The 22,133-nt window shown below is 68.1% G+C and carries 15 protein-coding genes; 10 read left to right on the plus strand and 5 right to left on the minus strand.

The window, feature by feature from the left end:
* The 4 genes from ACE3RX_RS02960 to ACE3RX_RS02975 all read left to right on the plus strand — a co-directional run bounded on the left by ACE3RX_RS02960 (position 1) and on the right by ACE3RX_RS02975 (position 5,885).
* On the plus strand, positions 1 to 4,107 hold the full coding sequence (locus ACE3RX_RS02960; RefSeq protein ID WP_374480151.1) for a translocation/assembly module TamB domain-containing protein: 4,107 nt from the start codon (positions 1 to 3) through the stop codon (positions 4,105 to 4,107).
* Between the two features lie 83 nt (positions 4,108 to 4,190).
* Positions 4,191 to 4,913 carry a DUF2189 domain-containing protein gene (locus ACE3RX_RS02965; protein ID WP_374480153.1) on the plus strand — a complete coding sequence of 241 codons (723 nt, stop codon included), beginning with the start codon at positions 4,191 to 4,193 and terminating at the stop codon, positions 4,911 to 4,913.
* A 37-nt stretch (positions 4,914 to 4,950) separates the two neighbouring features.
* Positions 4,951 to 5,505 (plus strand): peptide-methionine (S)-S-oxide reductase MsrA, encoded by a 555-nt coding sequence (gene msrA, locus ACE3RX_RS02970; RefSeq protein WP_374480155.1) that lies wholly within the window; start codon positions 4,951 to 4,953, stop codon positions 5,503 to 5,505.
* A 35-nt stretch (positions 5,506 to 5,540) separates the two neighbouring features.
* Positions 5,541 to 5,885: an FKBP-type peptidyl-prolyl cis-trans isomerase gene (locus tag ACE3RX_RS02975; RefSeq protein ID WP_374480157.1), complete on the plus strand. Its 345-nt coding sequence runs from the start codon at positions 5,541 to 5,543 to the stop codon at positions 5,883 to 5,885.
* A gap of 172 nt (positions 5,886 to 6,057) precedes the next feature.
* Here the strand turns inward: ACE3RX_RS02975 and recQ are convergent, their stop codons facing one another.
* From recQ to ACE3RX_RS02990, 3 genes are all read right to left on the minus strand, one after another.
* Positions 6,058 to 7,875, minus strand: coding sequence for a DNA helicase RecQ (gene recQ, locus ACE3RX_RS02980; protein ID WP_374480159.1), 1,818 nt, complete (start codon positions 7,873 to 7,875; stop codon positions 6,058 to 6,060).
* Positions 7,876 to 7,909: 34 nt separating this feature from the next.
* On the minus strand, positions 7,910 to 8,899 hold the full coding sequence (locus ACE3RX_RS02985) for a hypothetical protein (RefSeq protein WP_374480161.1): 990 nt from the start codon (positions 8,897 to 8,899) through the stop codon (positions 7,910 to 7,912).
* Positions 8,900 to 8,972: 73 nt separating this feature from the next.
* The gene (locus tag ACE3RX_RS02990; protein WP_374480163.1) at positions 8,973 to 9,236 is read right to left on the minus strand and encodes a hypothetical protein; all 264 of its coding nucleotides are present in this window, start codon (positions 9,234 to 9,236) and stop codon (positions 8,973 to 8,975) included.
* A 138-nt stretch (positions 9,237 to 9,374) separates the two neighbouring features.
* On the opposite strand from ACE3RX_RS02990, the gene ACE3RX_RS02995 reads away from it, so the two are divergent.
* Positions 9,375 to 10,325, plus strand: coding sequence for an MBL fold metallo-hydrolase (locus tag ACE3RX_RS02995; RefSeq protein ID WP_374480165.1), 951 nt, complete (start codon positions 9,375 to 9,377; stop codon positions 10,323 to 10,325).
* Positions 10,326 to 10,505: 180 nt separating this feature from the next.
* Here the strand turns inward: ACE3RX_RS02995 and ACE3RX_RS03000 are convergent, their stop codons facing one another.
* Both ACE3RX_RS03000 and glnE read right to left on the minus strand, forming a co-directional pair.
* A complete protein-coding gene (locus ACE3RX_RS03000) occupies positions 10,506 to 11,711 on the minus strand; it encodes a polysaccharide pyruvyl transferase family protein (protein WP_374480167.1) in 1,206 nt (401 codons plus the stop codon).
* Positions 11,712 to 11,723: 12 nt separating this feature from the next.
* Positions 11,724 to 14,414, minus strand: coding sequence for a bifunctional [glutamate--ammonia ligase]-adenylyl-L-tyrosine phosphorylase/[glutamate--ammonia-ligase] adenylyltransferase (glnE, locus tag ACE3RX_RS03005; protein WP_374480169.1), 2,691 nt, complete (start codon positions 14,412 to 14,414; stop codon positions 11,724 to 11,726).
* Positions 14,415 to 14,519: 105 nt separating this feature from the next.
* Here glnE and ACE3RX_RS03010 point away from each other — a divergent pair, with 105 nt between their 5' ends.
* From ACE3RX_RS03010 to ACE3RX_RS03030, 5 genes are read left to right on the plus strand one after another with little or no spacing between them, the layout of a single operon-like run.
* The gene (locus ACE3RX_RS03010) at positions 14,520 to 18,443 is read left to right on the plus strand and encodes a YhdP family protein (protein WP_374480171.1); all 3,924 of its coding nucleotides are present in this window, start codon (positions 14,520 to 14,522) and stop codon (positions 18,441 to 18,443) included.
* Positions 18,444 to 18,464: 21 nt separating this feature from the next.
* Positions 18,465 to 19,280 (plus strand): carbon-nitrogen hydrolase family protein, encoded by an 816-nt coding sequence (locus ACE3RX_RS03015; RefSeq protein WP_374480173.1) that lies wholly within the window; start codon positions 18,465 to 18,467, stop codon positions 19,278 to 19,280.
* 31 nt (positions 19,281 to 19,311) lie between these two features.
* The gene (gene tldD / locus ACE3RX_RS03020; protein ID WP_374480175.1) at positions 19,312 to 20,769 is read left to right on the plus strand and encodes a metalloprotease TldD; all 1,458 of its coding nucleotides are present in this window, start codon (positions 19,312 to 19,314) and stop codon (positions 20,767 to 20,769) included.
* Between the two features lie 4 nt (positions 20,770 to 20,773).
* Positions 20,774 to 21,583 carry a type IV pili methyl-accepting chemotaxis transducer N-terminal domain-containing protein gene (locus ACE3RX_RS03025; RefSeq protein WP_374480177.1) on the plus strand — a complete coding sequence of 270 codons (810 nt, stop codon included), beginning with the start codon at positions 20,774 to 20,776 and terminating at the stop codon, positions 21,581 to 21,583.
* Positions 21,558 to 22,130, plus strand: a complete 573-nt coding sequence (locus ACE3RX_RS03030) for a hypothetical protein (protein ID WP_374480179.1) — start codon at positions 21,558 to 21,560, stop codon at positions 22,128 to 22,130. Before ACE3RX_RS03025 ends, ACE3RX_RS03030 begins: the two co-directional genes overlap by 26 nt.
* Positions 22,131 to 22,133 lie beyond the last annotated feature (3 nt).

The raw sequence follows: 22,133 nt of genomic DNA on the forward strand, positions 1-22,133 counted from the left end.
ATGAGTGATGCGCCGGAGCTGCCCGCTGCCGATCCGGCGCCGGACGGTGCTCCGTCGCCGTCCACCGTTCCATCTTCCTCCCCGCGCCGGGAGGCCGTCTCCGCCCGCCTGCTGCGCTGGGTGCTGGCGACGATGCTTGGTCTGCTCACTGCCGTCGTGCTGCTGCTCGGCTGGCTCGGCGCCACCGAGTCTGGCCTGAAGGCGCTAGCCGGAGTGGCCGATGGTCTCAGCGGCGGCCTGCTGAGCCTCGACAAGCCGCAAGGCTATCTCCTCGGTGAATTCAAGCTCGGCAGCCTGCAACTGCGCACGCCGACGCTGCAACTGGAGATCCGCAACCTGGCGGTGGACTGGCGCCCCGGTGTGCTGGCCCGTGGCCGCCTCGACGCGGCGTCCGTGGTTGCGTCCGAAGTGCGTGTCGCGAGCCTTCCCGACGATACGCCGCTGAGCCTGCCGGCCAGCCTGGAACTCCCCGTCGCCGTCCACCTTGGCTCTGTCCGTGTCGATCGCCTGCTCACCGGCAAACTGATCGATGGTCAGGCCGCGCCGCCGGACCTGGAACTCACGGGGCTTGACGGCAGCCTTGAGTCGGACGGGCGTCATCACGATTTTTCGAACCTCAAGGCGGCCGCAGCTTTCGGCCAGTTGGCCGCCAGCGGCCGTCTCGATGGCCGGCGTCCTTTTGCCTTGACTGCCAAGGCCCGGCTGACGACCCGCCAGGGCGGCGACGCCTACACGGTGGACGCCGAGGCGGACGGTACGTTGGAGAAGGCGCTGTCCATCCTGGCCAAGGCCAGCGGGGCCAGCGGGGCCGGCATGGAGGGCGAGGCCCGCGTGCAGGCCACACCCTTCGCGGCGCTGCCGCTGCGTTCGGCCAGGATCCGCGTGCATGGCGTCGATCCCGCCCATTTCCATACCGCCGCGCCGACGGCCCGGCTCGACCTCGAGGCCGATCTCGAACCGAGCGCGGCCAAGCCGGCCGAAGGGCGCCCGCTCGTGGCAGAAGACTGGGTGGTCAGTGGGCCGCTGACAATCCGCAATCTCCAGCCGGGCCCCTACGATCAGGGCAAGCTGCCGCTGGAGTCCCTGAGCGCGCGGCTGCGTTGGGCCGGCGGTGAGCTGGCAGCGTCCGAGCTGGCGCTGCTGCTGCCCGGCCAGGGCCGCATCGGCGGTCGCCTGGCCTGGCGAGCCCCCGGGAAAGCCAAGGAGAAGGCTCAGGAGCAAGGCAAGGGAGAGGCGGGCTTCGGCCACCTGGATGCCGATCTGCAGGTGAGCGGCGTCGATGCCCGCCGCCTCGACCGGCGCGCCGTGGCGACCCGCATCGACGGCCATCTCCGCGCCGACGTGGAGGCGGCCGGGCAGAACTTCAGCGCCGAGCTGCGCGACCCGCAGCTGGCGCTGCGCCTCAAGGCCCGCCATGCGGCGGGGGCGCTCAGCGTCGAAGAGCTCGTCGCCACCGCGCGCCAGGCCCGGCTGGACGCGTCCGGCAAGCTGGTCCTCGACGGCGACGGGCGCTTTGAGCTGCGCGGCCGCTTGAGCCACTTCGACCCCCATGTCTTCATGACCCGCGCGCCGGCGGCCGATCTGAACGCCCGCTTCGACGCCAGCGGCCGCCGCCAGCCGAGTCTTGCCGGGCGCGTCGGCTTCGAGCTGCTACCAAGTAGCCTCGAAGGCAAGCCGCTGGTCGGCAAGGGCGAGCTGGCTGTGGATGGCCAGCGCATCGCCAATGCGGATGTGAACCTCGACCTGGCTGGCAACCGCTTGTCGGCCCAGGGGCGCTACGGCAAGCCCGGCGACGCGCTGGCGCTGCACGTGGATGCGCCAGCGCTGGACGTCCTTGGCCGCGGCATGGCCGGTCGCTTGAAGGCGGATGGCGTGCTGTGCGGAACGCTCGCCCAGCCGGCCGGCGAGCTTGAGCTGCTGGGCGAGAAGCTGGTGATGGCCGGCCTGCGCATCGAGCGGCTGGACGGCCGTGGCCGGCTGGCCGAAGGGCGTGATGGCGTCATCTCGGTCGCCGTCGGGGTGGCCGGCCTGCAGGGCGCGACGGCCAAGGAGGCCCTGGTCAGCCGTGGCAGTTTCAACTTCGATGGGACTCGCGCTGCCAACCGGCTGCGCGTGGACGCCAGCGGGCCGAAGGGTAACGCCGTCAGCCTGGCCCTGGCCGGCACCCTGTCCGACGGACCGCGCTGGGAGGGCCGGCTGGAAAGCCTGGTGGCGCGCGGCGACTATCCGCTCAACCTTCAGGCGGCGGCCCCCCTTGTGCTGTCGTCTGAACTGATCCGGCTGGGGCCGGCTGAGCTGCGCGGCGGGGCCGGCGGGCGCATCCGCCTCGACGAGACCCGCTGGCAGGCCCGACGCCTGATCGCCCGCGGCAGTGTCAGCGGCGTGCAGGTCGGCTTCATGCTCGATCCGGCGACGCGGGCCGTCAAATCCACTGGCGATTCCCTGCAGATCGGCGGCCAGTGGGATGTGGACATCGGCGAGCAGGTCAATGGCCTGCTGCGCTTCTACCGGGAGAAGGGCGACCTGGTGCTACAGGGGGATTCACCGGTCCGCCTCGGGCTGGACGACTTGCAGCTGTCCGTGTCGGCCAGCGCCAACCGGCTCGCCTTCGGCTTCAGCGCCCACGGCAGCCAGCTCGGCAGCGCCGCCGGGGCCGGCACGGCGCTGGCCGAGCGCACGCCGTCGGGCGAGCTGCGTCTGGTGCCGGATGCGCCGCTGCTCGGCTCCGCCAAGGTGGACATCCCTAACATCGCCTGGGCCGGCCCGCTGGCCGACCAGAACCTGAAGACCGAGGGCAGCCTGAAGGGCGAATTCGCGCTGGCCGGAACGCCGGCACGGCCGGAGACTTCGGGGCGCATCCGTGGCGAACGGCTCGGCTTCGTGATGGCGGACCAGGGCTTGCACCTGTCTGGCGGTACCTTGGCGGCCGATTTCGACAAGGATCGCCTGCGCCTGGAGGATTTCAGCTTCGCGTCGCCAAACCGCGTTCGGCCGCGGGAGAGCCGCCTCGACGTGGCCCGCCTGACCCGCCAGCCGGGCAGCCTGACGGCCCGTGGCGAAGTCCAGCTGGCCAGTGGCGAGGGGCGCTTCAGCTTCCGCGCCGAACGCTTGCCGCTCTTGCAGCGGGTGGATCAGTGGCTGGTGCTGAGCGGCGAAGGGGAGGTGCTGAGTGGTTGGAACTACGCCACCTTGAAGGGCCGGCTGGTGGCCGACGCAGGCTTCGTGGAACTGTCGCGCACGCCGGCCCCCAGCCTCGGCGACGATGTGGAGATCATCGATCCCCATCACAACGGCAAATCGGCGAGCCCCTTCCACATGGGCAGCGACCTGGTCGTTAATCTCGGCAACGCGCTGTACGTGAAGGCCCTCGGCGTGGATACACGGCTGGCCGGCGAGCTGCGCCTGCAGGCCGGTGAGGGCAAGCCCCTCCATGCCAGCGGCGTGATCACCACCCAGGGTGGGGTCTTCGAGGGCTACGGGCAGAAGCTGTCCATCGAGCGCGGCATCGTCACCTTCGGCGGGCCGATCGCCAACCCCAGCCTCAACGTGGTGGCGCTGCGCAAGGGCCTGAGCGTGGAGGCCGGCGTCGGCATCGGCGGCACGGCGCGCAGGCCGGTGGTGCGCTTGGTTTCCGAACCCAATGTGCCGGACCCGGAGAAGCTCGGCTGGATCGTCCTCGGGCGTCCGCCCGACCAGGGTTCCGGCGGCGAAATGGCGCTGCTGCTGCCGGCCGCCCAGGCCTTGCTTGGCGGCACCGGCGGCGGCTTGCCGGCCACGTTGGCGCGCAACCTGGGTTTCGACGAATTCTCCATCGGCGCCAGCAATGACCCGCGCAGCCGGGTGCAGACCAGCAGCGTGGCCACCGGCAGTGTCACCGGCACAACCTCCAGCGCGTCATCCCAGGCCGCGGGGACGACGGTGCCCGGCCAGGTGATCTCCATCGGCAAGCGGCTGTCCACGCGGGCGTTGCTGTCCTTCGAGCAGGGCATCGCCGGCACCACCAGCATCGTCAAGCTCAGCTACCAACTGACCCGCGGCATCTCGGTAATCGGCCGGGCGGGCAGTGAGAACGCGGTGGACATGCTGTTTTCCGTGTCCTTCCGCTAGGCCCGGGCCGGGGCTTGATCCCGGTCATGGACGGAGGCCGGCGGCTGCGGCGAGATGTGGGCCTTGCCTATTGGAGTCGTGCCGTGTCCGCCAACCTCGACCCTCGCCGGATCCCCGTCGCCGCCGTGTTTGCCGCCATCGGCGAGGGTTGGCGCTGTCTGCGCCATTGCCTGCAGCCGGCCGTCGCGCTGGCAGGGGTGTTTGCCGCGCTGGGGTTGCTGATCCACGGGCTGCTGTGGCGCTTCGGCCTGACGCCGATGATGCTGCCTTTCGCCGGCGGCTTCCTGCTCGTCGGCCCCGCCGTGCTGGCCGGTTTCTTCGGGCTGCGCCGGGCTTATGGCGCCGGGCGCCGTGCCCGCCTGGCCGACGCGCTGGCCGGCTTCCGCCAGGCGCCCCGCGGCCTGTGGGTGATGGCGGCGGTATGCACCCTGCTATTGATGATCTGGCTGACCGACGCGGCGACGGTGTACAGCTTCATGATCGGTAGCGATGTGCCGACGCCCGCCCAGGTGCTGCGCTTCCATGCCTTCACCAGCGTGATGGGGGCCGTGCTGGCCTTCATCGTGTTCTGCGTGGCGGCCTTCTCGATCCCGCTGCTGTTCGACCACCGCGCGACCCTGGTGCCCGCGGTGAGCGCCAGCGTGCGGGCGGTGTTCGGCAACTTCGCCGCGGTGCTGGTGTGGGCCCTGACCCTCGCGGTTGCGCTGATCGCCACCGCCCTGTGTCCGCCCTTGCTGCTGCTGTCCCTGCCGTGCCTCGCCTTTGCCAGCGATCTGCTTTATCTTGAAATTTTCCCGCCGGACTGAGGTCTGCACGGGACAACCTCATTTCAAGAGAGAAAACATGACAACCCAAGCTGTGGCGACCGAAGTCGCCATTCTCGGCGGCGGCTGCTTCTGGTGCCTCGAAGCGGTGTTCGTGGATGCGGAGGGCGTGCTGTCCGTCAAGTCTGGCTACATCGGCGGGCACATCGATTCGCCCACTTACCAGCAGGTGTGCGATGGTGACACCGGCCACGCGGAAGTGGTGCGCATCGAGTTCGACCCGGCGCGGATCGGCTTTGCCGACCTGCTCGACGTGTTTTTCGCGATTCACGACCCGACGACCCCAAACCGCCAGGGCAACGACGTGGGTACCCAGTACCGCTCGGCGATCTTCACCACCAGCACCGAACAGGATGCCGCTGCCCGCGCGAAGATCGCCGAACTGACCCGAGAAGGCGTCTTCCGCGATCCGATCGTCACCGAAGTGCTGCCGGCGCCGACCTTCTGGGCGGCCGAGGCCTACCATGACGATTACTTCGCGCGGAATCCCTTCCAGCCCTATTGCCAGTACGTGGTAGCGCCCAAGGTGGCCAAGTTCCGCAGCAAGTTCGCCAAGCGAGTGAGGGCCAGTTGAAATAGAATCCGCCGGTCTATCACAAGGAGTGTTCCATGACCCAAGTCACCACGGCGAGCGGCCTCGTCATCGAAGATCTGGAAGTCGGCACCGGTGCCGAAGCCACCGCCGGCCAGCACGTGCAGGTGCATTACACCGGCTGGCTCACCGACGGCAAGAAGTTCGACTCCAGCAAGGACCGCAACGACCCCTTCGTTTTCCCCCTCGGCGCCCGCCACGTGATCGCCGGCTGGGATGAGGGCGTGCAGGGCATGAAGGTCGGCGGCAAGCGCAAGCTGACCATTCCGCCGAACCTCGGTTACGGCGCCCGCGGCGCTGGCGGCGTGATCCCGCCGAACGCCACGCTGGTGTTCGAGGTGGAACTGCTGGCGGTCAAGTGATCCGGTAGCGGATCGCGGTAATGAGAAAGGGCGCTGAGGCGCCCTTTTGATTTTTGTGCGGCGCCACGCGCAGCATCAGCCGTAGGGGCGAATTCATTCGCCCTCCGTGCGTCGATCGACCACCGCGGGCGAATGAATTCGCCCCCACAGTCCCAGCCCACAGGCTCCGTTCTTACGTTCCGGCCAGCAATTCCAGGATGTCTTCCCCGTAGGCCTCCAGCTTGCGGTCGCCGACGCCGGAGATGGTCCCCAGTTCTTCGATGCTGTCCGGGCGCTGGTGGGCGATGTCGCGCAGGGTGGCATCGTGGAAGATCACGTAGGCGGGCACGTTGCGCTCCTTGGCGGTGGTGGCACGCCAGGCCCGCAGGCGGTCCAGGAGCACGGCTTCCTCACCGGTGGCTTCCGGCCAGTCGCGCAGCTTGCGGCTGGTGTCGCCCTTGCGGCCCTTCTTGGCGGGGGCGGTGTCGATGCGCAGCGTGAAGCTGCTTTCGCCGCGCAGTAGCGGGCGGGCGGCTTCGGTGAGGATCAGCGCGCCATAGCGTTCGTGATCCACCGCCAGCGCGCCGTGGGCTACCAGCTGGCGGATCAGCGTGCGCCAGCCCTTGTCGTCCAGCTCGGTGCCGATGCCGAAGGTGCTCACTTGATCGTGCTGCCACTTCTTCACGTTGTCGGTGGCTTTACCGATGAGGACATCCACGACGTGGGCTGCGCCGAAGCGGCTGCCGGTGCGAAACACGCAGGACAGGGCCTTGCGGGCCGACTCGGTGGCGTCGCGCACCTGCGGCGGGTTCAGGCAGGTGTCGCAGTTGCCGCAGGGCTCGGCGGCTTCGTCGAAGTAGCCGAGCAGGCGCTGGCGGCGACAGCCGGTGGTCTCGCAGAGGCCCAGCAGGGCGTCGAGTTTGGCGGTGGCGACCCGCTTGACCTCGTCGCCGGCCTCGCCCTGGTCGATGAAGCGGCGCTGCTGCACCAGGTCGGCCACGCTGTAGGCCATCCACGCCTCTGCGGCCTGGCCGTCGCGGCCGGCGCGGCCGGTTTCCTGGTAGTAGCCCTCGATGGAGCGCGGTAGGTCCAGGTGGGCGACAAAGCGTACGTCGGGCTTGTCGATGCCCATGCCGAAAGCGACGGTGGCGACCATCACGATGCCGTCCTCGCGCAGGAAACGGTCCTGGTTGAGGGCCCGCTCCTCGGGACCCATGCCGGCATGGTAGGGCAGGGCGGTGATGCCCTTCTCTTGCAGCCAGGCGGCGGTTTCGTCCACCTTCTTGCGGGAGCTGCAATAGACAATGCCAGCCTCGTCCATGTGTCCGTCCTTCAGGAAGGCCAGCAACTGGGCGCGGGGATTGTCCTTGGGGACGATGGTGTAGCGGATGTTCGGCCGATCGAAGCTGGACACGAACTCGCGGGCGTCGGTCAGGCGCAGGCGCTCGGCGATCTCGCGGCGGGTCTGGGCGTCGGCGGTGGCGGTCAGTGCGATGCGCGGCACCTGCGGATAACGTTCCGGCAGGATCGACAGCTGCAGGTACTCGGGCCGGAAGTCGTGGCCCCATTGGGACACGCAGTGCGCCTCGTCAATGGCGAACAGGGCCAGCTGGCCGGATTCGTGCAGGTGGTCGAGCAGGTCGAGGAAGCGCGGCGTAACCAAGCGCTCTGGCGCCACGTAAAGCAGATCGAGCGCGCCGGCCAGCATCGCCCGCTCGATCTCCATGGCCCGCTCGAAGCTCAGACTGGAGTTGAGGAAATCGGCCGCCGCGCCGACTTCCTTCAGCGCGCTGACCTGGTCCTGCATCAGCGCGATCAGCGGCGACACGACGATCGCCACGCCGGGCCGCAGCAGCGCCGGGATCTGATAGCACAGGGACTTGCCGCCGCCGGTGGGCATCAGCACCAGGGCGTCGCCGCCGGCCGCCACGTGTTCGACGATGTCCTCCTGCGGACCGCGGAACTGGGTGTAACCGAAGACGTGGAATAGGGTTTCGCGGGCGCGGCTCATAGGGCCGGGATTTTACCCCGCCCGGCGGTGCAGGTCAGAACAGCTTTGCAATATGTGTGGCCAGTCCGGTGGGGCTGGTGAAAGTCAGCTCATACATGCCCGACAGGCCTGCGGCCTGCTCGTCGGTGAGGCCCGTGCAGCACAGGATGAACTGGCTGCGGTCGATGCCCAGGCGCTTCCTCAGCTTGAGGTACTTGTCGATGTCCTGGCGGAACTCGCCGGTCTTGCATTCGATGCAGACGGGCGTGTTGTCATCGACCAGGAAGAACACATCGAGTTCGTGCAGGTCTTCGTTCGGGAAAACGACGGACAGATTGCGGGTGCACGAGAAAGGCCGCGCCTTCTGCTGGAATAGGGCGAGGAGTTTCATCAGTGCGTACCACTCCAGCCATTCTCCGGCAAAGAAGCTGCGGATGGCCGGCACCGACTGGATGGTGGCGCGCCCGATCTTGTCCTGCTTCTGATAGAAGTACTTGGCAAGAAAGGTGTGCTCGTAGAGGCGCTTGCAGAAGGCATTGATGGCTTGCCCATCCTTCTGGCTGCGTTCGCCGAGCTTGAGGCTGAAATGGGGAACGTCCTTCTGCTGGCCCCAGCGGATCTTTTCGACCACCTCGCCCAGGAGGGCGTAGTTGTCGCCGATCTCGACGGCGATCTCGTCAAAGAAGCTGGTGGTATTGACCGCATCCAGGCTTGGGCGGACCTGAATCTGGCGACGCTGAAACCAGCTCACGATCTGCCGGTGCCATTCTTCGCTGGCCAGGTGGTCCGTATTGTGAATGTCGAGGGTGGCAAGAGGGGCCGCGTCCGCGCCGCGGGGCGTTGCGGCGGCGGGTTGCCCGGTGGCGCGCAGGCGCTTTATCTCATCCTGCTGGGCGAAATACTGCTGGAGCACTTTCCGTACGAAGAGCACGGTGTCGTAGACCGGGACCGGATTGGCGCACGCGGGGCATTCGATCGATGTCCCGATCCGGTCGGTGGATGCTTCGGCCACATGGCCGCACTTGTTGCATCGGAGAATCGCCATTTGGGCTGAAAATGAAAACGGGTTGGCTGATTATGCCAACCCGCTTCATGCGAGGCGACCCCAGAATGGCGGCCTATGCGGTCCCGTGGTGCTCGTTGATGTAGTGCTTGAGCACCGAGCGCAGTTCTGCGGTGTGTTCCTCGTCACCCTTTTCACGGGAATGCTTGATGTCGTCGGCGATCATGTGGCGGATGCGGCGGTCGCCTTCGGGAGAGTGGCATAGATAGCAGCCCATCTCCACGGCGAGCATCTCGGGCACATGTTCGTGTTCGGCAATGGCCAGGATTTCGTCTTCGCTCAGGTCAGAGAGCTCGATGCAGTCTTGCAGTGTCAACATGATGGCGTTCTCCTGCTGGCTTTCCACCGATGTTGCGGGAGGCCGGACGGTCGTCGTCAGATACGGTCTTCGATGGAAGGCAACTCCTATTTAAGTCCTTCCTGTGGACAAAATCACGGTTTATTTAAAGGAATTTTCATGCACGGCTTGATTGATTTCGGCAACGGTATCTACGCGGTGGATTCGGGCTATACGGGGCCGGACGTGGCGGCGATCCATCTCATCGAGGAGGGCGGCCGGGCGGCGCTGGTGGACACCGGCAACAACGAATCCCTGCACCATGTGCTGGCCGCGCTGGCCGAAACCGGGCTGACGCCGGAGGCCGTCGACTACGTGCTGCTGACCCATATCCACCTGGATCATGCCGGTGGCGCCGGGGCCTTCATGCAGGCCTTTCCCAACGCGAAGCTGGTGGTCCATCCCCGTGGCGCGCGGCACATGATCGAGCCCTCCAAACTGTTTGCCGGCGTGTCGGCGGTGTATGGGCCGGAGCGCGCCAAGGAGCTGTACGGCGAGCTGGTGCCGGTGCCGGCAGAGCGCGTCATCGAGGCCACCGATGGGCTGGAGCTCGACCTGGCCGGGCGCAAGATCCGCGTCTTCGACACGCCGGGCCATGCCCGCCACCACGTCTGTTACTTCGATACCGCCAGCCGTGCCTTCTTCACCGGTGATACCTTCGGCCTGTCCTATCGGGCTTTCGACGTGGCCGGCCGGCCGAGCATCTTCCCGACCACCACGCCGGTGCAGTTCGAGCCGGACGCGATGCATGCGTCCATCGCCCGCATGGAAGCCGAACAGCCGACCGCCATGTACTTGACTCACTACGCCCAGGTGCAGGACGTGCCGCGCCTGGCCGCCGACCTGCATCGCCTGATCGACGCCCACGTCGCCATCGCCGAGCGTCACGTGGCGGCCGGCGCCGGCCGCAAGACGGCGATCGAGGCGGACATCTGGACGCTGGTCGGTGAGGAAGCGCAACGCCAGGGCTGGACGGTGCCGGAAGCCGAGTGGCGACGCATCCTGGCGTTGGACGTGGAGCTCAACGCACAGGGTCTCGACGTGTGGCTGGATACGCGCGGCAAGGCTTGAGCGCTTGAAGGACCGGCCGGCCTGACGGCTGGCTGGCCATCAGGTGGCTGGCCCGGAGGTGGGGCGAAGCCGGATTGCGATGCCGCTGCTTTGTGGGGCCGACTGTTTTGGGGCGGCGATTTTGTGGGGGCGAATTCATTCGCCCTCAGTCGGTTCCCCGAAGTCCGCGGGCGAATGAATTCACCCCCACAGGAGGGGGATGGCGGCCAGCTGCAGGAGCGCGGTCCAGTCTTCGCGATAGCGCCGGGCCAGCTCCCGCGCCAGGCGTTCGCGTGTGCAGGCCGGAATATCCAGCGCCCGCGCCAGGCCGGCGGCGATGTCGCCAATGCCCACGACGCCGGGCAAGCCTGGCGCTTCCCACGTGGCTGCCCAGGCGGCCTGCTTGGCGCCCTCACCGCATCGTGCGACGTTGAGCCGCGGCAGGGCCCACGCGGTGGCGACGATGCGGCCGTGCAGGCTGCTGCCGCAGAAGCCATGGCTGGCGGCGATCAGCGCGCAGATGTCCCACAGATGGAGCGACGTGAAGACCCGGGCATGCGGGCCAAGCCGGTGGGCCAGGCGGTCCAGGCAATCCAGGTCGTCGTGCCATGGCGCAGCGCCGGCGCGGAATAGCGCGATGCCCAGGCCGCGGGTGTTGGCGAGCAGGGTCAGCTGGCTGGCGATGCCCGCCAGCGTCGCGTCGTCGCCGAAGTCGGCGCTGAATTGCACGGCCAGATAGCCGTTCGGGAAATGGCGAAGGATCTCGGCAATTGCGTCGTTGTGCTGGTGGCGGCGGATCGTCTCACCGAACAGTTCGGCGACCAGCACCGCCGGGTCGGGCACAAGCTCCGCTGAAATTCCCGCTGCCTGGAGATGGGCGAGGGTGACCTGGTCGCGCACGCCGACCGCGTGGGCCGCGGCCAGTTTGGCAAGGACTTCACTGCGTAACGCTGGCTCGGCCTGGTCCAGGCTCACGCCACCGACACCGGCGTAGACCACCCGTGCGGCGGGGAACAGGCCGGGGGCGGCGCAGTAGGGCGCCTGGTCGGGCCGTCCGATCTGTTGGTGAGCCCATGCGCGGCGATGTTCAGGATGCTGGTCGTAGCGGGCGATCAGCGGGCCGGCGTCGGCTGTGGTCTGAAGCATCAGCGCGGCCGGCCAGGCTCCGCAGCTCAACACTTCGCCACCGACGTGGATCAGGTTCAGCGGCCGGGCGCCGTACTCGATAGCGAGTTCGACCAGCCCCCGTACCCGGTGCCCGCCGAAGGCGCGCAAGTCCCGCTCGGCGAGGCCGGCGCAGAGCGGTTCGACATCGGGCAGCAGCGCCGTGGCGATGTGCGGAAACAGCAGGTCGCCGAAGTTGTGGCGATCGAAGGCGCCGAAGAGGATCGTCGGCGCCTGCTCCATTGCCAGCGGTCCTCAGTCCAGCGTGTCGCCGAAGACCCGGTTCCACAGGGCCCGCACGCCGGCGGCCTGTTCCGCTACCAGCGCCTGGTCTACCCGCGAGACCTGATTGTTGAGGCGCTGGCCGTGCTGCAGGCGGCGGTATTCCCGGTAGCTGTCGGCCACCGTGGCAGCCTGGTCAGCCGGGATCAGGCCCAGTTCGCCGGCCATTTTCAGCAGCGCGATGTTGCCCAGGTTGCCGGTCAGGCTGGCGTGCTGATGGGCGTAACCGAGGACCAGGTACTGCACGATGAATTCCACGTCGATCAGGCCACCGCGGTCGTGCTTGAGATCGAACAGGTCCGATTTGTGGGTGTGGGCGTCCGCCATGCGCTGGCGCATCGCCAGCACTTCCTCGCGCAGCTTGGCCAGATCGCGGGGCTGACGCAGCACCTCGATGCGGATTTCCTCGAATTTGCGGCCGATCTCCCGGTCGCCGGCGCAGAAGCGGGCCCGTGTCAGGGCCTGGTGTTCCCACACCCAGGCGTTTTCCAGTTGGTACTGGCGGAAGGCCTCGAGGGACACCACCATCAGACCGGAGTCGCCGTTGGGGCGCAGGCGCAGGTCGGTCTCGAAGAGCTGGCCGGCCGGGGTCTGGGCGGATAGCCAGGTATTGGTGCGCTGCCCGAGGCGGGTGTAAACCTCGGCGGCCTCGGGGGCGTCGTCGTCATGGACGAAGACCATGTCCAGGTCGGAGGCGTAGCCCAGCTCCTTGCCGCCCAGCTTGCCGTAGGCCAGTACCGCGAACTTCGGGTCGTCCCGGTGGCGGGTCTTGATCTTGCGCCAGCACATGGTGATCGTCAGGTCCACGATGATGTCGGCCAGCGCCGACAGGAAGTCGGCGTGGCGTTCGACGGTCAGCTTGCCGGCGATGTCCTTGGTGAGCAGGCGGAATACCTGGGCGTGGTGCTGCTCGCGCATCAGGTCCATCTGGCGCTCCATGTCCGGCTCGATCTCGTCGAGCTGGCGGGCCAGGTCGGCGCGGAAGGCCGGCAGGTCGAGTTCTTCCTCGAGGATGCGCGGGTCGAGGGCTTCGTCGAGGAGCAGCGGGTGGCGATTGAGGAACTGGGCCGCCCACAAGGAGGCGCTGACCAGCTCGGCGACCTTGTGCAGGGTCTGCGGATACTGCTGCAGCAGGGCCAGGTAGGAGCCGCGCCGGCTGATCGCGTCGAGCATGTCGAGCAGGCGTTCGAAGGTGGCGTTCGGGTCGGCGGTTTCGGCGGCGGCCTCGATGACCCGCGGGATCAGCGGATCGAAGCGCATCTTGATCGACGGTGGCATCTGCTGGTAGCGGTTGCCGCTGCGCACTGCGGACAGGCGGCGCGCGGCGGCGGCCGGGTCGGGGTAGCCGAGGCGCTGGAATTCCTCGCTGCTGCGTGCCTCGTCGCAGGCGGTGGACCACAGGGTGTCGAGGTCGTGGCCGGCCTCGGTGGGGTCGCCGAAGACGCCATTGAAGTGGCGGCCGACCACTTCCCGGTGGTCGTCCAGTTCCACCAGCATGGCCTCGTAGGAGGCGAAGCCCATCGCCCGCGCGATGATCGCCTGGTCTTCCGGGCTGGCCGGCAGGTTATGAGTCTGGGCGTCGTCCAGGTATTGCAGGCGGTGCTCCAGGCGGCGCAGGAAGTCGTAGGCGGCGGCCAGCTCGCGCTCTGCCTGGCGGGCGATGATGCCGCGCTCGGCGAGGCGGTCGAGTACCTTGAGGGTCGGCTTGATCTGCAGCGCGCTGTCGCGGCCGCCGCGGATCAGCTGGAATACCTGGGCCAGGAACTCGATCTCGCGGATGCCGCCGGGGCCCAGCTTGACGTTGTTGGCCATGTCCTTGCGGGCCACCTCGCGGCGGATCTGCGCGTGCAGGTCGCGCATCGCGTTGATGGCGCCGAAGTCCAGGTATTTGCGGAAGATGAAGGGGCGGGCGATCGCCGACAGCTCGGCGCCGCGGATGCCGGTCATCACGCGGGCCTTGATCCAGGCATAGCGTTCCCACTCGCGGCCTTGAGTGATGAAGTAGTTTTCCAGCATGTCGAAGCTGGCCACCAGCGGGCCGGAGTCGCCGTTGGGGCGCAGGCGCATGTCCACGCGGAAGACCTGACCGTCCCCTGTGAGGTCGTTGAGGGCCTGGATCACGCCGCGGCCGAGCTTGGTGAAGAACTCGAAGTTGTCGATGACCTTCGGCCCGGCGGTGGCGCCGTCTTCGGGGTAGACGAAGATCAGGTCGATGTCGGAGGACACGTTGAGTTCGCGGCCGCCCAGCTTGCCCATGCCAATGATGATGAACTCCTGCTCGCGGCCGTCCGCTGATACCGGCATGCCATGGCGGGCCACCAGCTGGTCGCGCAGCACGTCGTGGGCGGTCTCGACGGCGATGTCGGCGAGCAGGGTCATCGTCTCGGTGACTTCTGTCAGGTCGGCCAGGCGCGCGATGTCGCGCACCAGGACATGGCAGATCACCCAGGCCCGCAGCTTGCGGAGCACCGTCTTCAGGTTGTTGTCGTCCACCTTCTCGGCGCGCAGGTAATCCCGCAGCGCGGTGGCATCGAGGGGGGCGCCGATACTGGCGGCCAGTTGCCCGGCCAGCCACGGGCGGCTGTCCAGCTGGCGGCGCAGGAAGCGGGAGCTGGCGAGGGCCGTCTCGACGGGGGCGGGAAGAATGATGTTTGCTTCGGACATGGGCGGGGCCGATTGATAGAATGCGGGACTGTTTATGTTCGCCCCGAGTTATGTCTGCCGGACTGATTTTCGTCAAGCCTGACGCCGTAGGTATCGCCTTCCGGCATGTGCCCGCATCGGCCCCGTCTGCTGCCGGTGATTGTGCTGCGCGCGCGTAAGTTCCTGCGCTGGTCGCTGCTGCATCTGCCCAGCCTGTGCGTGCGCCGGCTGGTGGGCGTCGGGCTGGTCGTCTATTTCGTCGGCGGGCTGGGTTTTCTGGGCATGCGCCATGTGGTGATGCCGATGGTGCCGGCCTACCGCGGCGAGATCGCCCAGCTGTTGTCCCGCTCCCTCGGCCTGCCGGTGGATATCGGCAGCCTGTCCGCCGACTGGCGTGGCCTGCATCCCCACCTGCAGCTGGGCGGGCTGGTCATCAAGGACAAGGCCGGCCAGCCGGCCCTGAGCCTCGACCGGGTGGACACCGAAGTGGGCTGGTCGTCGCTGCTGTTCATGCGCCTGCGCCTGTATCGCCTTGAGATCCAGGCCCCCGAGCTGGCCATCCGGCGCCTTGCCGACGGGCGCATCTTCGTGGCCGGGCTGCAGGTCAATGGGGCGGGCGAACCCAGCGATTTCCCGGCCTGGCTGCTCGACCAGCGCGAGATCGTGATCCGCAACGCGCGGGTGGAGTGGTCCGACGCGCTGCGCGGTGCCGAGCCGCTGAGCCTCGACAAGTTGTCCTTCCGCCTGGAAAACCACGGTGCCAGCCATCGCTTCGGCCTGGTTGCCCAGCCGCCGGCAGCGCTCGCCGCAACCCTCGATGTCCGTGGCGAACTGCGCGGCCGCGATCCGGCCCGTCTCGACAGCTGGAGCGGCGAACTCTACGCCGGCCTCGATTACGCAGATCTCGGTGCATGGCGGCAGTGGGTTGATTACCCCCTCGATGTGGACGGAGCCGGCGGCGTGCGTGCCTGGCTGGATTTTTCCACGGGCCGGTTCACCGCGCTGACCGCCGACTTCGCGCTGCGCGACGCCCGCGCCCGCCTTGGCAAGGATCTCGAGGATATTCTGCTGGCCCGCGCCGAAGGCCGGCTGCGCTTCCGCAACGACAAGGGCGTCATCGAGGCCAGTGCCCGGCGCCTGTCCTTGCAGACCCGCGATGGCCTGGTGGTGGCGCCGACCGATTTCTTCCTGCGCCTGCAGGAGCGCCGCGGCGGCACGCCCAGCAAGGGCGAGTTCGTCGCCAACCAGCTGGATCTGGCGGCCTTGTCGGGCCTGGCCGGCCGGCTGCCCCTCGACGAAGACCTGCGCAAGCGCCTGGCCGAACTGGCACCGAGCGGCACGGTGGCGCCGCTCAACGTGAAGTGGAGCGGCGGTGCCGACGGCGAGCCCGTCGCCACCTATGCGCTGGATGCCGCCTTCAGCCGCCTGGGCATCGCGCCGGTGGGCACCTGGCCGGGGTTTGCCGGGCTATCCGGGCGTGTCGAGGGCAACGACCGCGGCGGCCGCTTCACGTTGGGCGGCAAGGAGGCGGCGGTCGATCTGCCGCAGGTCTTTCCGGAGCCGCGGCTGGCCTTTTCCGAGCTGGCGGCCGAGGGGGCCTGGAGCCACCCCGGCGGCGTGCTGGAGGTGAGCCTGGGCAAGGTCAGCTTCGCCAACAAGGATGCCCGCGGTACCGCCTCTGGCCGTTATCGGGCGACCCCGAACACGCTGGGGGAGATCGACCTGCAGGCGCGCCTGTCGGAAGCCGAGAGCACCGCGGTGTGGCGCTACATGCCCAGCGTGGTGAACAAGGACGCCCGGGAGTGGTTGCAGCACGGCCTGACGGGTGGCAAGGCGCTGGACACGCGGCTGGTCCTGAAGGGAGACCTGGCCAAATTCCCGTTCCGTAATCCGAAGGATGGCACGTTCCGCGTCACCTCAAGGGTTGCCGACGGCCGCCTGGAGTACGCGCCGGGCTGGCCGAAGATCGATGGCATCACCGGCGAGCTGATCTTCGAAGGGCCTGGTATGACCGTGAAGGCCCAGCGGGCCCACATTTTCGGCGTCGAACTGAAGGACGTGGCGGTGGTGCTGCCGGATTTCGAGACCAATGAGGTGCTGGGCATCCGCGGTATTGCCAGCGGGCCGACCCAGGATTTCCTGCGTTTCCTTTCCGAGAGCCCGATCGCCGGCAAGATCAACCATTTCACCGACCCCTTCCGCGCTGACGGCAACGGCAGCCTCGACCTCCACCTGAGCCTGCCGCTGCAGAAGATGGAGAACTCGCGGGTCAAGGGTGAATACCAGTTCACTCATAACCAGTTGCAGGTCGATCCGGCCGTGCCAGTGTTTACCGAGGCCAGCGGGCGGCTGTCCTTCACCGAGAGCCAGCTGCAGATCCGGAGCGGCACCGCCCGCGTGCTCGGCGATCCGGTCAGCGTCGCCGGCGGCAGCCGCACCGACGGCAGCGTGCTGATCAATGCCCAGGGCACCCTCAGCGCACAGGCCCTGCGGCGCGAGCTGGACCTGCCGCTGCTCGACCACCTGTCCGGCTCCGCCGCGTGGAAGGGGGCGATCACTGTGCCGAAGCAGGGCGGGCTGGTCTTCGTGCTGGATACGGGCCTGCAGGGCGTCAGTTCCAGCCTGCCGGATCCGCTCAACAAGTCGGCGGCTTCGGTACTGCCCTTCCGTTTCGAGATGCTCGCCAACCCCGCGGTCAATGGCACGCCGGGTGGCGACACCCTCAAGCTGGCCGCCGGCCAGGCCTTCCAGGCCCAGTTCCAGCGCCGCCGTGACGGCAATCGTACTGTGGTAGTGCGCGGCGGCATGGCCCTCAACGAGCCGGTGCGCCTGGGTGACAAGGGGGTGCTGGTGTCCGCCACCGCCGACCGCCTGGATGCCGACGCGTGGCGCAAGGCGCTGGCCGGCAAGTCGGCAGGCAAGCCGGCCAACGGCAGCCAGGACAACAACGGCTTCCCGCTGTCCGGCTTGGCCCTGCGGGCCGGCGAACTGCGCCTGCTCGGCCAGCGCCTCAACGACGTGAGCCTGCGCGCGGTGATGGAGGAGGGCGGCTGGCAGGCCCGGCTGACGAGCCGCGAGGCCAGCGGCGACGTGATCTGGCGCGACCAGGGGCGTGGTCGCCTGCAGGGGCGCTTCAAGCAGCTGGCTATCGGCACGGCGAGTGGCAAGGATGCGGCGACCGATGCCGCTTCCCGCGCCGACGAGGAGCGCCTGTCCGAGCTGCCTGGCCTGGACGTCAGCGCCGACAGCTTCGTGCTGCGCGGCCATCCCCTCGGCAAGCTCGAACTGAAGGCCGCCAACCGGGGCGACACCTGGCGCCTGGAGCAGCTCAGCATCGTCAATCCGGATGGCAGCCTGACCGGCGACGGCAGCTGGCGCCCCGGCAGTCGGGAGGAGACCCGTCTCAACTTCAAGCTCGACGTGAGCAGTGTGGAAAAGATGTTGAGCCGCCTCGGCTATCCGGAAGCGGTCAAGCGCGGCAAGGCTCAGCTGGAAGGGGACGTGTCCTGGCGCGGGGCGCCCACCGCCATCCACTTTCCGAGCCTGGGCGGCAAGCTGCAGGTCAATGTGGAAAGTGGCCAGTTCACCCAGCTCGAGCCCGGCGTCGGACGTCTGCTCGGGGTGCTCAGCCTGCAGTCGCTGCCGCGCCGCATCACGCTGGATTTCCGCGACGTGTTTTCCGAAGGATTCGCCTTCGACCGCATTTCCGGTAGCATCCAGATGAATAACGGTGTGCTGCGCACCGATGATCTCGATTTGTTCGGCCCCGCGGCCCGCGTGTACATGAGCGGCGAAGCCGATTCGGTGCGGGAGACGCAGAACCTGCGAGTCAAGGTGCAACCCACCCTGTCCGAGTCGATCGCGGTCGGCTCAGCCATCGCCACCACTGGCGCGATCCATCCGGCGATCGGGCTGGCTACTTACCTGGTCCAGAAAGTCCTGCGCGATCCAGTCGAGAAGCTGTTCAGCTTCGAGTACGGGGTGACCGGCAGTTGGTCCGATCCCAAGGTCGACAAGCTGGCGGTCCGGCCGCTTGCCACACCTCCCTAATCCGTCCGCGAGGAGACGCCCATGACACAACCGCTTTGCCGCATTGCCAGCGTACAGATGGTCTCCGGCCCCGACGTGGACGCCAACCTGGCCGAAGCCGGGCGCCTGATCGCCGAGGCGGCCGCGGCCGGCGCCCAACTCGTCGCGCTGCCCGAGTATTTCCCGCTGATCACCGCCGATGAAACGGCCAAGGTACGCATTCGCGAGCAGGATGACGGCAGTGGCCCGATCCAGGCCTTCCTGCGCGAGACCGCCCGCCAGCACAAGGTGTGGCTGATTGGCGGCTCCTGCCCGATGGAGGCCTCGGTCCCCGACAAGGTCAAGAATTCCACCCTGGTCTACGACGACGAGGGGCGGCGCGTGGCCCGCTACGACAAGATCCACCTGTTCGGTTTCCGCAAGGGCGACGAGTACTACGACGAGTCCGCCACCATCGAGGCCGGCAATGAGGTGGTCAGCTTTGAAGGGCCCTGCGGCCGCGTCGGCCTGTCGATCTGCTACGACCTGCGCTTTCCCGAGTTTTTCCGCGCGATGGGCACCGTTGACCTGATCGTCCTGCCGGCGGCCTTCACCTACACTACCGGGAAGGCCCACTGGGAAATGCTGCTGCGCGCCCGTGCCGTGGAGAACCAGTGCTACGTGCTGGCCAGCGCCCAGGGCGGCAAGCACCCCAGCGGTCGGCGTACCTGGGGTGACAGCATGATCATCGACCCGTGGGGCGAAGTGCTCGCCCGCCTGCCGGAAGGTCCCGGCGTGGTCGTCGCCGACCTCGACCCGGCGCGCATCGCCGATGTCCGCGCCAGCCTGCCGGCCCTGCAGCACCGCAAGATCGGCTGACCCGAAGAACACTCATTTTCCCCGAGAGACCATGAGCCAGAATCCCCCGCCCAATCCCCTCAAGCTGGCCAGCAAGCTGCTGCTGAAGCCCTACGACCTGGACTTCGAGGATCTCGACAAGGTCTTTGGCAAGCTGTTCCGCCACAAGCTCGACTACGCCGACCTGTACTTCCAGTACCACCGCTCCGAGGCATGGAGTCTGGAGGAGGGTATCGTCAAGTCGGGCAGCTTCAACATCGAGCAGGGCGTCGGCGTGCGCGCCATCACCGGCGAGAAGACCGCCTTCGCCTACTCCGACGACATCAGCCTGAAGGCCCTCAAGGCAGCCGCCGACGCGACCCGTGCGATCGCCGACAGCGGCCGCCGCAAGACCCACAAGATCGAGGCCGTCAAGAAGCCACCGCTGGCCCTCTACCGCGCCGACAATCCCCACGATTCCCTCGACGACGTGACCAAGGTCAAGCTGCTCGAGCGTCTCGAGGCGATGGCCCGCGCCGAGGATCCGCGCGTCAAGGAAGTGATGGCCAGCCTGGTCGGCTCCTGGGAGGTGGTGCTGGTGGCGCGCAGCGATGGCCACCTGGCCGCCGACGTACGCCCGCTGGTGCGGGTGTCGGTGTCGGTCATCATGGAAGAGAACGGCCGCCGCGAGCAGGGCTCCAGCGGTGGTGGCGGGCGCTACGACTACGGCTACTTCAGCGATGACGTGCTGTCCGGCTTCGCCAAGGCGGCGGTGCATCAGGCGCGCGTCAATCTCGGCGCCGGCCCGGCACCGGCCGGCTCCATGACGGTCGTGCTCGGCAACGGCTGGCCCGGCATCCTGCTCCACGAAGCCATCGGCCACGGCCTGGAAGGCGACTTCAACCGCAAGGAAAGCTCGGCCTTCAGCGGTCGCATCGGCCAGCAGGTGGCGGCCAAGGGCGTTACCGTGGTGGACGACGGCACGCTGCGGGACCGCCGCGGCTCCCTGACCATCGACGACGAGGGCAACCCGACCCAGCGCACCGTGCTGATCGAGGACGGCATCCTCACCGGTTACATGCAGGACATGCTCAACGCCCGCCTGATGGGCGTCGCGCCCACCGGCAACGGCCGCCGCGAATCCTTCGCCCACCTGCCGCTGCCGCGCATGACCAACACCATCATGCTGGCCGGCCAGCACGAGCCGGCGGAGATCATCGCCTCGGTGAAGAACGGCCTCTACGCCGCCAACTTCGGCGGCGGCCAGGTAGACATCACCTCCGGCAAGTTCGTCTTCTCCACTTCCGAGTGCTACCTGATCGAGGACGGCAAGGTCACTCGCCCGGTGAAGGGCGCCACGCTGATCGGCAATGGTCCAGACTGCCTGACCCGCGTGTCGATGATCGGCAACGACCTGGCTCTTGATCCGGGCGTCGGCACCTGCGGCAAGGACGGCCAGAGCGTGCCGGTCGGCGTCGGCCAGCCGACCCTGCGCATCGACGGCCTGACCGTCGGCGGCACCGGCGGCTGAGCGTATGCAGCGTAGGCGCTTCCTGGCCCTGGCCGGTGCTTGCGGTTGTGTGGCGATGACGGGCGCCCTGTCAGCGCCTGTTTCTCCGGATGCCGCTGGCGGCTCCGCCCTCGCGGCGGTCATCAACAAGGCGGGGCGCCAGCGCATGCTGTCCCAGCGCACGGCCAAGGCCTGGCTGATGCGCGTGCTCGGGGTGCAACCCGACCGGGCCGGCATCCTGCTCAGCCGCTCGGTGCAGCTCTTTGACCTGCAGATGACCGAGCTGAAGGCCATCCAGCCGAGCGATGAAGTGCGGGGCGCCGTGCAGCAGCTGGAGCAGGAGTGGGCCCGCTACCGGCCACTGCTCAACGACCTGCGCAGCGATCCCAAGGCTGTGTGGAACGGCAGCGAGGCGGTGCTGGCAGCCGCCCACAAGCTGACACTGGCCTACGAGAAGAGCGTCGGCTCGCCGGCCGGCCAGTTGGTGAACCTCGCTGGCCGTCAGCGCATGCTGTCCCAGCGCATGGCCAAGGCCTATTTTTTCCGCCAGCTCGGCGTTAATACGGGCCCCGCCGGCGAGATGCTGGATGCGGCGGTCAAGGAGTTTACCAAGGCCCATGAGACGCTGAAGGCCAGCCCGCAGAACACGCCGCAGCTCAAGACCGAACTGGCGCTGGTGGAGCAGCAGTGGTTCTTCTTCCGCAACGCGCTGGGCCTCAACGATGCCGCCGACCAGAAGAAGGCGGCGGAGGCGGTCGGGACCACCAGCGAACGCATCCTCGAGCAGATGGACCTGGTTGTCGGCCTGTATGAAAAGTTGGCCCGCGATGCGTGATTGGGTGCTGGCCCGGCTGCGGGTGGTGGCGCTCGCAGCGACCACGGGGCTGCTCGGCGCCTGCGCGACGCCGTCGTCCTCGCCGCAGGCCATCCAGCGTCTCGATCCGGCCGAACTGGCACGCCTGGAGGCGGCCCGCCCGGATGCGCCCCTGAGCCTCGACGAGATCCTGCGCCAGTCCCGTGCCGGCGTGCCGACCGCAACGTTGCTGGAAACCATCACGCGCACCGGCACCCGCCATGCCCTCAACCCGTCCGAGGCGATCCGCCTGCGCGAGCAGGGCGTGGCGCCCGAAGTGCTCGATGCGATCACCGCAGCCCAGGAACGCTGGGCCCGCGATCAGGCTACCGCCGACAAGGTGCGCCGCGACACCGAGCAGGCCGCCGCCCTCGACAAGGCGAAGGCCGAGGCCGAACGCTACCGCCGCCAGTCGCAACCCCAACCCTACTGGGACCCGTTCTGGCCTTATCCCTACGCCTATCCGCCCGGCTACCCGGGCTGGCGCGGCTACGGCGGCATAGGCTGGGGCGGGCGCATCCGGCGCTGAGTC

The sequence above is a fragment of the Zoogloea sp. genome (assembly GCF_041914405.1).
In the GTDB taxonomy this organism is placed as follows: domain Bacteria; phylum Pseudomonadota; class Gammaproteobacteria; order Burkholderiales; family Rhodocyclaceae; genus Zoogloea.

Coding starts and splice junctions, on each gene's coding strand:
- ACE3RX_RS03010 (WP_374480171.1), top strand. CDS start 14,520: ATGTGCCCGCATCGGCCCCGTCTGCTGCCGGTGATTGTGCTGCGCGCG.
- ACE3RX_RS03030 (WP_374480179.1), top strand. CDS start 21,558: ATGAAAAGTTGGCCCGCGATGCGTGATTGGGTGCTGGCCCGGCTGCGG.
- ACE3RX_RS03015 (WP_374480173.1), top strand. CDS start 18,465: ATGACACAACCGCTTTGCCGCATTGCCAGCGTACAGATGGTCTCCGGC.
- ACE3RX_RS02960 (WP_374480151.1), top strand. CDS start 1: ATGAGTGATGCGCCGGAGCTGCCCGCTGCCGATCCGGCGCCGGACGGT.
- recQ (WP_374480159.1), bottom strand. CDS start 7,875: ATGAGCCGCGCCCGCGAAACCCTATTCCACGTCTTCGGTTACACCCAG.
- ACE3RX_RS03025 (WP_374480177.1), top strand. CDS start 20,774: ATGCAGCGTAGGCGCTTCCTGGCCCTGGCCGGTGCTTGCGGTTGTGTG.
- ACE3RX_RS02975 (WP_374480157.1), top strand. CDS start 5,541: ATGACCCAAGTCACCACGGCGAGCGGCCTCGTCATCGAAGATCTGGAA.
- ACE3RX_RS02990 (WP_374480163.1), bottom strand. CDS start 9,236: ATGTTGACACTGCAAGACTGCATCGAGCTCTCTGACCTGAGCGAAGAC.
- msrA (WP_374480155.1), top strand. CDS start 4,951: ATGACAACCCAAGCTGTGGCGACCGAAGTCGCCATTCTCGGCGGCGGC.
- ACE3RX_RS03000 (WP_374480167.1), bottom strand. CDS start 11,711: ATGGAGCAGGCGCCGACGATCCTCTTCGGCGCCTTCGATCGCCACAAC.
- tldD (WP_374480175.1), top strand. CDS start 19,312: ATGAGCCAGAATCCCCCGCCCAATCCCCTCAAGCTGGCCAGCAAGCTG.
- ACE3RX_RS02995 (WP_374480165.1), top strand. CDS start 9,375: ATGCACGGCTTGATTGATTTCGGCAACGGTATCTACGCGGTGGATTCG.
- glnE (WP_374480169.1), bottom strand. CDS start 14,414: ATGTCCGAAGCAAACATCATTCTTCCCGCCCCCGTCGAGACGGCCCTC.
- ACE3RX_RS02985 (WP_374480161.1), bottom strand. CDS start 8,899: ATGGCGATTCTCCGATGCAACAAGTGCGGCCATGTGGCCGAAGCATCC.